Consider the following 11,846-nt stretch of genomic DNA (forward strand, 5'->3'; position numbering starts at 1 on the left):
TTCGGGCATCAGTTTTCCCCTTATCGACACGGTGCACGCAAACAACATTCTTTCCTTGCTGGATGCCGAGCATACTGCGCTGGGCAGCATCGCGGCCGGCGCCGACCTGGCTCATGCATTGGAGCATTTGTTGCTGGCGCTGCAAGACCTGGCCGAGGGCGGCGCGCATGCCTGCCTCGTGCTCATCGACGAAGCCGACCGCTTTTGCGGCCTGTCCGCGCCCAGCCTGCCGCAAGACCTGTGCCTGGCCCTGCGCCACGGCGGCGACCAGCCATCCCCGTTCGGCACGGCGGCCTTTTCCGGCGCGCCCGTGTATTGCGGCGACATCACGCGTGACGTGAACTGGAGCGCCGGACGCAAGGAAGCCATGCTGCACGGCTACCGCGCCTGCTGGGTCGCTCCCGTCTTTGGCGCCAAGGGACATATCCTGGGCGTGCTGGGCCTGTTTTTCCAGGCGCCATGCCATCCCACGCAACCCGAGACCGAATTGCTGGCGCTGGCTGCGCGCGTGGCCGCGCATGTCATTGAGCGGGGCCAGCTGGAACAATCGCTGCACGACAGCCGCGAACATTTTCATTACGCCATCGAATTGAACACACAAGTGCTGTGGACGGCCGACGTCGACGGCAAGCTCGATTATGTGGCGCAGCGCTGGCGCGAATGGACGGGCGGCAGCGGCCTGGGTACGAGCTGGCTGGACGCCATCCACCCCGAGGACGTGCCCCATTCCCTGGCGGCCTGGAGCGAAGCCGTGGGCAGCGGCCAGCCTTTCGACCAGGAAATGCGCGTGCGCCGGCAAGACGGCCGCTACCGCTGGATGCACTCGCGCGCCTACTGCCGCCAAGACGAGCGCGGCCAGCCCGCGAAATGGTATGGCTCGTGCGAGGATATCGATGAACACTGGCAGGCGCGCAACGCCTTGCTCGACAGCGAAGCGCAGTTCCGTTCGCTCGCTTCCACCATGCCCAACCAGGCCTGGCTGGCGCATGGCAGCGGCGCCACCTACTGGGTCAACGAGCAGGTCTGCGAATACACGGGACAGTCGCTGAAGTCGCTCGTCACCAGCGGTTTTCGCCACTGCGTGCATCCGGACGACGTGCAGGCCACGCAAAAGAGCTGGGAACGGGCCGTCGCCACCGCCAGCGCCTACGAACACGAATTCCGCATGCGCCGCGCCAGCGACGGCGCCTACCGCTGGTTCCTGGCGCGCGCCTTGCCCCTGTTCGACGAGGCGGGCACGGTGCTGCGCTGGGTGGGCACAAATACGGACGTGCAGGAACAGAAGAACGTGCTGGAAAAGATGGCCTACCTGAATTCCTCGCTGGAAGTGGAAATGGCCAACCGCACGGCCGACCGCGACCGCATGTGGCGGCTGTCGACCGATATCATGCTGGTGGCGGACCTGGCCGGCATGATCATCGCCGTCAATCCCGCCTGGAGCAAGATCCTCGACCGGCCGGAAATTGAGTCGCTGGGCATGGATTTCATCAGCCTCGTGCATCCCGACGACCGCATGGCGGCCTTGAAGGACTTGTCGCGCCTGGCCCACGGCGCGCCCACCTTGCGCATGGAAAACCGCTACCGGCGCCGCGATGGCGGCTACCGCTGGATTTCCTGGACGGCCGTGCCGGCGCAAAAGCTGATCCATGCCATCGGCCGCGACGTCACGGACGAGAAGGAGGCGCGGCTGGCACTGGTGCGCAGCGAGCAAGCTTTATTGCAGGCACAGAAGCTGGAATCGATCGGCAAGCTGACGGGCGGCGTGGCCCACGATTTCAATAACGTGCTGCAGATTATCTCGGGCAATCTGCAGTTGCTGAAGCTGACGGTGGCCGACAATCCGCAGGCGGCCAGGCGCCTCGCTTCGGCAGCCTCGGCCGTGGAGCGGGGCGCCAAGCTGTCGTCGCAACTGCTGGCCTTTGCGCGGCGTCAACCTTTGCGGCCGCTGGTGACGGACCTGGGGCGCTTGCTGCGCCGCATGCATGAGCTGATCCGGCGCGCCCTGGGCGAAGCGATTGCCGAGGAAACCTTCATCAGCGAAGGCTTGTGGCATACCCTGGTCGACCCGAACCAGATGGAAAACGTGCTGCTGAACATGGCCATCAACGCGCGCGACGCGATGGACAAGGGCGGGCGCCTCACTTTTACCTTGAGCAATGTCACGCTCGATGCGGACTACGCCAGCCGGCATGCCGACGTGCTGGAAGGGCAATACGTGCTGCTGACCATCACCGACACGGGCCACGGCATGACGCGCGACGTGATCGACCAGATTTTCGAGCCCTTCTTCACCACCAAGCGCGAAGGCGAGGGCACGGGCCTGGGCCTGTCCATGGCCTACGGCTTCATCCGCCAGAGCGCGGGCCACATCAAGGTGCACAGCGCGCCGGGCGCCGGCACGACGTTCAAGATTTATCTGCCCCGTTCGCTGGAAACGCTGGCCGAGCCGCCGCCGGGCCTGACGGGCCCCGTGCTGGGCGGCAGCGAGACCATCCTCGTGGTGGAGGATGATGCCCCGGTGCAACATACGGTGGTCGACATGCTGCGCGGCCTCGGCTACGACGTGCTGCATGCGGATGACGGCGCCTCGGCCCTGGCCCTGCTGGGCACGGGCGTGGCCATCGACCTGCTGTTTACGGATGTCGTCATGCCGGGGCCCGTCAGCAGCAAGGAACTGGCGCAGCAGGCCAGGCTGCTGCTGCCGGAACTGGCCGTCCTGTTTACCTCGGGCTATACGCACAACGCCATCATGCAGGGCGGGCGGCTGGATCCGGGCGTCGAATTGTTGAGCAAACCGTATCAGCGCGAAGACCTGGCGCGGCGCATCCGCCACGTGCTGGCCGACCGCCGCCTGGTGGGCGCACCGGACCCGTCCGGGCGGCGCATCCTGCTGGTGGAAGACAATGACGATGCGCGCGAAATGACGACGGAAATGCTCAATATGCTGGGCCACACCGTGCACGGCGTGTCCAGCGCCGAGGAAGCCTTGCCCCTGCTGGCCTTGCCGGGCCTGGACGTGCTGGTGACGGACATCAGCCTGCCCACCATGTCCGGCCTGGAACTGGCGCGCCACGCGCGCGCGCACTGGCCGCAGCTGGACGTGGTATTTGCTTCCGGGCACGATTGGGGCGCCAGCCTGATGCAGGACGCCAGCGCGCGTTTCCTGCGCAAGCCGTTTGGCCTGGAAGAGCTGGCCGGCGCATTGAAGGCGCGCCGGCTCGACGTTTACTAGCCTGTCGGCAGCAAGGCTTGCTGCAATTGCTCGACGGTAAATGGTTTCACCAGAAAGCGCGCTTGCGGGTCCAGCACGCCGGAATTGGCCGGCGCGTGGCCCGTGGAAAACACCACTTCCAGCCGCGGATGGTCGCGCGCCGCCAGTTCGGCCAGCTCGGCGCCCGACATCCGGGGCAGGCTGATATCGGTCAGCAGCAGGTCCAGCCCCGGCGTGTCCAGCAGGGGCAAGGCTTCCTCGGCCGTGCCCACGGCCAGCACCGTGTGTCCCAGCATGGACAGCAGGTCGCCCGTCATGGCGCGCGCGTCCGCATTGTCTTCCACCAGAAGGATATGGCGGCCTGCCGGCGGCGCTGTTGCCGGCTGCGGCGGCAGCTGTGCGCGGTACTGGTGCAGGGCCGTCACGTGGCGGCCATTCGCCAGCAAGTGGCGGATGCGCCGCGCCAGGTCTTCGCGCCGGTATGGCTTGCTCAATAATTCCACGCCCGGTTCCAGCCGCCCGCCCTGCATGATGGCGTCCTGCGTATAGCCCGAGGTAAACAGCACGGCCAGCTGCGGCAGCAGCACGCGGGCCTGGCGCGCCAGCGCCGTGCTGGCCACCTTGCCTGGCATCACCACGTCCGTAAACAGCAGGTCGATGGGCACGCCGCTGCCGATGATGGCCAGCGCGCTTTCGCCATCGCTGGCGCGCAGCACGGCATAGCCGAGGCCGCGCAACATGTCCACCACCGTCGTCTGTACTTGCACGTCGTCTTCCACGACGAGGATGGTTTCCTTGCCGCCCAGCACGGGGCCGCCCAGTTGCAGCGGCAGTTCCGTTTCCGCTTCGAGCGAGCGCGGCAGATAGATGCGGAAGGTGCTGCCATGGCCAGGCAGACTGTCCACCGTCAGGTGGCCGCCGCTCTGGCGCAGGAAGCCGTACGCCATGCTCAAACCCAGGCCCGTGCCTTCGCCTTCTTTCTTGGTCGTGAAGAACGGCTCGAAAATCTTGTCCAGCAGTTCCGCGGGAATGCCCGTGCCCGTGTCGGAGACGGCCAGCTGCACGTAGTCGCCGGGCGCCACGTCCGCATGGCGCGCCGCGTAGTCGCTGCCCAGCACGCTGTTGCTGAGTTCGATGGTCAGCTGGCCCTCGCCCTCCATGGCGTCGCGCGCGTTGATGGCCAGGTTGAGGATGACGTTTTCCAGCTGGTGCGGATCGACCAGGGCGCGCCAGCAGTCGTCGGCCAGCAGCAAACGCGTCTCGATGGTTTCGCCAGTGGCGCGCCGCAGCAGCTCTTCCGTTGCGCGCAGCAGTTGCGCCAGGTCCGTCACCAGCGGTTTTAATGGTTGACGCCGCGCAAAGGCCAGCAACTGGGCCGACAGCTTGGCGCCCCGTTCCACGGCGGCCGAGGCGCTGGCGATGCGCTTGGCGGCCAGCGGGTCGTTATCCAGGCCCAGCTGCAGCAATTGCAAATTGCCCGAGATAATTTGCAGCACGTTATTGAAGTCGTGGGCCACGCCGCCCGTCAGCTTGCCCAGCGCTTCGAGCTTTTGCGATTGCAGCAGGGCCATCTCGCTGTGGCGCAACGATTCCTGCATGCGGCGCAAGGTGTTTTGCGCTTCCTTTTCCAGGGTGACGTGGCGTCCCGTGGCAAACACCAGGTCGCCTTCGATTGCCGCCACCCACGATAGCCAGCGGTGGCCGCCGTCGCGGTGCCGGTAGCGGTTTTCAAAGCTGGGCATGGATTCCTTGCCCACTTGCAGCAAGGCCTGGCGCGTGGCGGCGGCATCCTCGGGCAGCACGAAGTCGAAGATGCTGCGGCCCAGCATTTCCTCGGGCAACCAGCCCAGGATGGCGCCGGCGGCCGGGTTGACGGCGGCAAAGCAGCCTTCGGCATCGATGGCCACCATCAAGTCTTGCGCGCTGCGCCATAGCCGCTCGCGCTCGCTGTTGCGCGCGGCCAGGTCCGCTTCCAGCTTCTTTTCCACGGTGATGTCGCGCGCGCTGCAATACACCTTGTCGCCTTCGGGCACGGCCACCCACGACAGCCAGTGCCAGCCGCCCAGCTTGTGGCGGTAGCGGTTTTCGAAGCGCAAGGCGGGCTGGCCCTGGTTGGCCGCATCCCAGGCCGCATGGGTGCGCGGCAAGTCGTCTGGATGGATCAGTTCGAGGAATTTCGTCGTGCGGATTTCCTCGGCCGACCAGCCCAGGGTGGCTTGCCAGGCGGGGTTCGAGTGTTCGAAATAGCCGTCGAGGTTGAGCACGCCCAGCAAGTCGGGGCTCACGTTCCAGGTGCGACCGAATTCGCGCGTGCGCTCGGCCACCTGCGTTTCCATGCTGGCACTGAGGGCGCGCAGGCGCGCTTCCGCCTGGGCCCGCAAAATGGTCGACCAGACCCGCTCCGACACTTGCACGGCCAGTTCGATCTCGTCCGCATGCCACAGGCGGGCCGCGCGGCTGTGCACGACGAACAGGGCCGCCAGCTGGCCATCCTTGGCAATGGGAATGTTCAGGAAGGCGCGGATGCCCAGGCGCGCAAACGTGGCTTGCGCGGCGGGCTGGGCCGTGCGCGGGTCATTCATCACGTCGCTGACGGCCAGCGCCTGGCCCGCGGCAAGCGCCTCGGCCAGGCCTGCCGCGCAATCGCCGAGGAAATATTCGCCGGCGGCGCCCGGCGCCAGGCCGTCGCTCCACGCATGCTGCAGGGTGGGGCACTGCAGGACCTGGTCAATATCGAAACACGCCACTTGCTGGGCGCCCAGGCGCTGGCCCAGCAGCTGGGCCGACAGGGCGAGGATCTCGCCCGTGTCTTGCAGCAGGCGCAGCCGGCGTTCCAGTTGCAGCAGGAAGGCCACGCCGCTGGCGCCGGCCTGGCTGCTGGTGGCAGGAGTGCTGCTCATGCGGGCCTCAGCTGCCGGCCAGCGGCAGGGTGACGCTGAACAGGGCGCCATTGCCGGGCTGGCTTTGCAGGGTGATGGCGCCGCCGTGGGCGTCCACCAGCTGCTTGGTGATGAACAGGCCCAGGCCCAGGCCGCCCGTGCGGTCCTGGTGGATGACGCGCTCGAAAGCATCGAAGATGCGTTCCTGGTCGCGCGCGTTGATGCCGATGCCATGGTCGCGCACTTCGATGACGGCGCTGTTCTGCGTGTGCGCCAGGCTGATTTCCACGGGCTGGCCCTGGCCGTAGCGCACGGCATTGCTGATCAGGTTGACAACGATCTGCTCGACGCGGAAGGCATCCCAGTAACCCTGGATGGGTTCGAAGGCCAGCACTTCCAGCACGCTGCCGGCGGCGGCCGCATACGGGACCAGGTCGTCCGCCACGCGGCGTACCAGGCTGGCCAGGTCGACGGCTTCGCGGCGGATCGACAGCTTGCCGCTGGTGATGCGCGACACGTCGAGCATGTCGTCGATCAGGCGCACCATGCTGCGGATTTGCCGCCCGTCGCGCGCCACCATCTTGCCCAGCTTTTCCGGTTCGAAGGCGGCCAGGTTGCCCCGTTCCAGGTTGACGGTGCGCATCTGCGTTTCCAGGAACAGCGTGTTCAGCGGCGTGCGCAGCTCGTGCGCCACCATGGACATGAATTCGTCGCGCAGCCGTAGCGAACGCTGCAGTTCCGCCTGGGTGGCGCGCAATTCTTTCAGCAGCGCTTCCTGCTGCTGGCGGCTGTGCTCGAGCGCCTGCACCTGGCGCCGCGTTTCGCTGCGCTGCTGGTGCAGGGCAACGAAGACGTTGACCTTGCTTTGCACGGCATTGATGTCGAGCGGCTTGTGCAGGAAATCGACGGCGCCGCTTTCATAGCCCTGGAAGGCGAAATTCATTTCCTTGCCGGCCGCCGTGACGAAGACGATGGGGATGTGGCGCGTTTTTTCCGTGCCGCGCATCAATTGCGCCAGCTCAAAGCCATCCATTTCCGGCATTTGCACGTCGAGGATGGCCAGCGCGAAATCGTGTTCCAGCAGTAGGGCCAGCGCTTCTTCGCCCGAGGATGCCTGGTAGACGCTGCGGTCGCTCTCGCGTATCAACGCATTGAGCGCGCGCAAGTTTTCCGGCAAGTCGTCAACGATCAGCAGTTTGGTGCTTGTTTCATTCATCATGTTTCATTCCTGGCATGGCTTTGCCGTCCAGCGTAGTGGGAAGCGGCGTGCGACGGCGCACGCTTGCGGTAGAGCTTTTCGGGACCCGGCAATGGCTCGAATTCGGCGGCAAAGCGGGTGAAATGCGTGCTTTCCTTGCTGCCCAGGCCCAGGAAACCCCGGTGGCACAGCGAGTCGTGGAACAGGCCCAGGGCCCGTTCCTGCAAGGTTTTGTTGAAGTAAATCAGCACGTTACGGCAGCAAATCAATTGCGTTTCAATAAAAACACTGTCCGTGGACAGGCTGTGGTCGGCAAAGTTGATCCTATCGAGCAGGCGCTGCTGGAAGCGCGCCGTGGCGTGCTCGGCCGTGTAGTAGTCGGCCAGCTGGCCCAGGCCGCCCGCGGCCAGGTAGTTGGCGCCGTACTCATCGAGCCGGTGCAGCGGATACACGCCGCGCGCGGCCGTGGCCAGCGCTTGCGGATTGATGTCCGTGGCGTAAATCGTGCTGCGTTCGAGCAAGCCTTCCTCGTGCAGCAGGATGGCCAGCGACAGCGCTTCTTCGCCCGTGCAGCAGCCGGCCACCCAGATGGTCGGCGACGGGTAGGTTTTCAGCACGGGCACCACCTGTTCGCGCAAGGCGCGGAAAAACGCCGGGTCGCGGAACATTTGCGTGACGGGCACGGTCAAAATCTGCAGCAGCTTGCCAAAGGCGGCGGCATCGTCCAGCACCAGCTGCTGCAAGGCGGGCAGGTCGGCGCAATGCAGGCGTTCGAGCGCCTGATGCAGGCGCCGCCGCTGCGAGGGTAAAGAGTAGTCGCGGAAATCATAGCTGTAGCGCTGATAGATTGCCTCCATCAGCGCCTGCAGTTGCGCGTCCGTGGTGCGCTGGGACATCAGCGCCGCTCCCGGGCATGGCGCGTCATCACATGCGTTCCATCTTCGGCATCCACACGCGCAGCAGCGAATACAAACGGTCCAGGTCAATCGGCTTGGCCAGGTAATCTGACGCGCCCGCCTGCAGGCATTCTTCCTGGTCATTCTTCATGGCCTTGGCCGTGATGGCGATGATGGGCAGCTTGTTGTAGCGGCCATCGGCGCGGATCAAGCGCGTCGCTTCCAGGCCATCCATGCCCGGCATCATGACATCCATCAATACGAGGTCGATATCGTCCACGCTGTTGAGCTTGCTGATGGCTTCGAAGCCGTTACGGCCGATTTCCACCACCACGCCTTTTTGTTCCAGCGCATTCGTCAGGGCAAAGATATTGCGCACGTCGTCGTCCACCAGCAAAATCTTGCGCCCTTCAAACACGCGCTCGCGGCTGCGCACCTGTTGCAGCATGCCCTGGCGCTCGCTCGACAGTTCCGACTCCACCTTGTGCAGGAAGAGGGTGACTTCGTCGAGCAGGCGTTCGGGCGAGCGGGCGCCCTTGATGATGATGGAGCGCGAATACTTCATCAGGTCCGCTTCTTCCTCGCGGCTCAGGTTGCGGCCCGTGTAGACGATGACGGGCGGGAACGAGCACAGCTCTTCATGTTCCATGCGTTCGAGCAATTCGTTGCCCTGGATATCGGGCAACTTGAGGTCGATGATCATGCAGTCGAAAATCTGTGTTTTCAGCAATTCCAGCGCCTGCTCGCCCAGCGCCACGGCCGTGATTTCCACGTCGTCGTCGCTGATCAGGTGCACCACGCTTTCGCGCTGGCGTTCGTCGTCCTCGACCAGCAGGATGCGCTTCATCTGTTGCGTGAACTTCGATTCGAGCTTGCGGAACACTTCCTTCAACTGCTCGCGCGTGCGCGGCTTGGTGGCGTAGCCGATGGCGCCCAATTGCATGGCTTCCTGCATCTGGTCGTTGCCGGAGACGATGTGCACGGGAATGTGGCGCGTCAGCGGGTTTTCCTTGAGCTGCTGCAAGACCAGCAAGCCCGGGCGGTCCGGCAAGCCCATGTCGAGCAGGATGGCGTCGGGCAGGAATTCTTGCGCCAGGCGCAAGCCTTCGTCGGCGCCGTGCGCCACCAGGCAGCGGTATTGCATTTCATGCGCCAGGTCGAACAGGATGCCGGCGAACGACGGCTCATCCTCGATCACCAGCACGGAACGCTGGCCCGTCTTGGCCGCGGGCACGCTATTCCTGTCATCCTCGAAGGTGGGCAGCGGCACGGGCTTGGCGGCAGGCGCCGCCTTGGGCGCGGCGGCTGCGATTCTGGCGGGGGCCTGCGGCGCGGCGGCGGGCACGGTGACCGCTTCCGCCGCGCGTTCCGGCATGACGGCCGGCAGCACGAGGGTGAACGTGCTGCCCTGGCCGGGCGTGCTGGCCAGCTCGATGCTGCCACCGAGCAAGGCTGCCAGGTCGCGCGAAATCGACAGGCCCAGGCCCGTGCCGCCGTAGCGGCGGCTGGTGGTGCCGTCGGCCTGGTGGAAGGCGTCGAAAATCTTGTGCTGCTGGTCGCCGGCGATGCCGATGCCCGTATCCTGCACCTGGAAGCGCACCTGGCCGGCCGCAGCGGTGCTCACGTGCAGCGACACGCTGCCCGTATCGGTAAACTTGATGGCGTTCGACAGCAGGTTTTTCAGGATTTGCTCGAGGCGCTGGCGGTCGCTGACGAACGATGGCGGGGAGTCCGGCGCCACCTTGACGTCAAAGACGAGTTTCTTTTGCTGCGCCTGGGCGCCGAACAGCATCTTCATGCTGCTGAGCAGCTCGTCGAAGGGCACGGCTTCCGGCGTCAATTCCAGCTTGCCCGCCTCGACCTTGGAAATGTCGAGGATATCGTTGATGAGGGTCAACAAATCGTTGCCGGCCGAATAAATGGTTTGCGCAAACGTCACTTGCTCCGGCGTCAGGTTGCCGCTGGTATTGTCCGACAGCAGCTTCGACAGGATGAGCGAACTGTTCAACGGCGTGCGCAGTTCGTGCGACATGTTCGCCAGGAATTCGGATTTATAGCGGCTGGCCCGCTGCAGCTCTTCGGCGCGGGCTTCCAGCTGTGCATGGGCTTCGCCGATGGCCATGTTTTTCTGGTCCAGCGACAGCGCCTGCACGGCCAGCTGCTCGTTCGACTGTTCCAGTGCCGCCTTTTGCTCTTCCAGGTGGGCTTGCGACTGTTCCAGCACGCGCGACTGCTCGCCCAGCTCTTCATTGGCCGTGCGCAATTCTTCCTGCTGCACTTCCAGTTCTTCATTCAATTGTTGGGTTTCTTCCAGCACATTTTGCAGGCGCTGGCGGTACAGGGCCGCTTCCAGCGACGTGCCGACATTCGCGGCAATCAGGTTCAGCCATTCCTTGGCGCGGGCACTGACGGGGTGTGTAAAGCCCAGTTCGATGACGCCGTTGACGACGCCTTCGTTATTGACGGGCGTCAAGACCAGCTCCAGCGGCGTGCCGTGGCCCAGGCTCGACGTCACGGTCAGGTAATTCTCGGGCACTTGCTGCACATGCTTGAGGCGTTTTTCGCGCGCCGTCTCGCCCACCAGGCCTTCGCCCAGCTTGAAGACGGGCTTGTCCTTGACGCCCTGGTCGCTGAAGCCGTACACGGCCGTGCGGCGCAGGCTGCCGTCCTCGTCGACGACGTACAGGGTGGCGACGGCCACGTCGAGGCGGTGGGCCAGGAAGTCCAGCACGTGCCGTCCCAGCTGCGGCAAGCCCAGCTGGCCGCTCGTGTGGGCCGCCAGTTCCGTCTGCCCAGTACGCAGCCACGCCTGCTCCTGCAGCACGTCGTTATCCTTGCCGCGCTGCTCGAGCGCATCGTTGTAGATGTCGGACAGGCGCAGCAGTTCGCGCCGTCCCAGGTAGGCGAGCAAGCCCGACAATCCCAGGCTGAGGATGAGGAAGACCACCACGGCCAGCATGGTGCGGCTTTCGGCCGTATCGGCCCGTTCCTGGCGCAGCCGCTGCTCCATGGACAGGAAGGCGAGGAATTCGCGGCGGATTTCGTCAAATTCCAGCTTGCCTTCGCCCTGGCGCACGCGCGCGAGGAATTCCTGGTTGCTGCGGCGCTGGGCGATCACGCCTTCGGCATAATCGAGCCATTGGCCTTGCAGCGCACGGATGCGGCGCAGCCGGTCGACCTGGATGGGACTGTCGGACACCAGTTCCAGCAGCGTGTTCATTTCGACGGCGATCTTTGCCTTGCCTGATTTATATGGCGCCAAAAACGTTTCGTCGCCCGTCAGCAAGTAGCCGCGCATGCCCGTTTCCAGGTCGACGGACAATTTCATGACCTCGTTCGCATTGCCGATCACCCGTTCGGAATGCTCGACCGAGCGCAGGGCCGACAGCAGGTAGGCGATCAGGGCGACGAACACGAGGGCCGTGATGACCCCGATGACCAACGGCAAGGTGACGTTGCGGGCGAGGATGCGGCGAAAGCTGAAGGAATCGATCGGGGTCTTGGTATTCATCATGTCCGTGTAAGGCTGTCGCGAAAGAATTAATTTTAATTGAAATGCAAGTTTTCTGGTGGTCAAGTATGGCGTGCGCTAGCATAACAGTCTTGCGCCCAATTGCCGACTCGCACGCCCGTGCAAAGCGCGGCAACGCACAGATCAAAGT

Annotated in this window: 5 protein-coding genes; 1 reads left to right on the plus strand and 4 read right to left on the minus strand. The window is 64.7% G+C overall.

All coding sequences use genetic code 11. The annotated features are described in order from the left end of the window. Positions 1-31 precede the first annotated feature (31 nt). Positions 32-3,232 (plus strand): PAS domain-containing protein, encoded by a 3,201-nt coding sequence (locus CLU94_RS26810; RefSeq protein ID WP_257219020.1) that lies wholly within the window; start codon positions 32-34, stop codon positions 3,230-3,232. Here the strand turns inward: CLU94_RS26810 and CLU94_RS26815 are convergent. Genes CLU94_RS26815 through CLU94_RS26830 form a run of 4 tightly spaced genes read right to left on the minus strand, consistent with a single transcriptional unit; the run spans position 3,229 to position 11,695 of the window. Then, on the minus strand, positions 3,229-6,111 hold the full coding sequence (locus CLU94_RS26815; RefSeq protein ID WP_180278787.1) for a hybrid sensor histidine kinase/response regulator: 2,883 nt from the start codon (positions 6,109-6,111) through the stop codon (positions 3,229-3,231). The genes CLU94_RS26810 and CLU94_RS26815 overlap by 4 nt on opposite strands. Positions 6,112-6,118: 7 nt before the next feature. Continuing rightward, positions 6,119-7,309: a hybrid sensor histidine kinase/response regulator gene (locus CLU94_RS26820; protein ID WP_099667917.1), complete on the minus strand. Its 1,191-nt coding sequence runs from the start codon at positions 7,307-7,309 to the stop codon at positions 6,119-6,121. Further along, positions 7,306-8,184: a CheR family methyltransferase gene (locus CLU94_RS26825; protein ID WP_099667918.1), complete on the minus strand. Its 879-nt coding sequence runs from the start codon at positions 8,182-8,184 to the stop codon at positions 7,306-7,308. The genes CLU94_RS26820 and CLU94_RS26825 overlap by 4 nt, the downstream gene beginning before the upstream one ends. Positions 8,185-8,212: 28 nt before the next feature. Further along, complete coding sequence (locus tag CLU94_RS26830) at positions 8,213-11,695, minus strand: response regulator (protein ID WP_099667919.1); 3,483 nt, start codon at positions 11,693-11,695, stop codon at positions 8,213-8,215. Positions 11,696-11,846: the final 151 nt, after the last annotated feature.

It is taken from the genome of Janthinobacterium sp. 13 (genome assembly GCF_002749695.1).
Taxonomy (GTDB): domain Bacteria; phylum Pseudomonadota; class Gammaproteobacteria; order Burkholderiales; family Burkholderiaceae_D; genus Janthinobacterium; species Janthinobacterium kumbetense.

Bases quoted from the DNA above. Each gene is read 5' to 3' on its own strand.
- CLU94_RS26815 (WP_180278787.1), bottom strand. From the start codon at position 6,111: ATGAGCAGCACTCCTGCCACCAGCAGCCAGGCCGGCGCCAGCGGCGTG.
- CLU94_RS26820 (WP_099667917.1), bottom strand. From the start codon at position 7,309: ATGATGAATGAAACAAGCACCAAACTGCTGATCGTTGACGACTTGCCG.
- CLU94_RS26825 (WP_099667918.1), bottom strand. From the start codon at position 8,184: ATGTCCCAGCGCACCACGGACGCGCAACTGCAGGCGCTGATGGAGGCA.
- CLU94_RS26830 (WP_099667919.1), bottom strand. From the start codon at position 11,695: ATGAATACCAAGACCCCGATCGATTCCTTCAGCTTTCGCCGCATCCTC.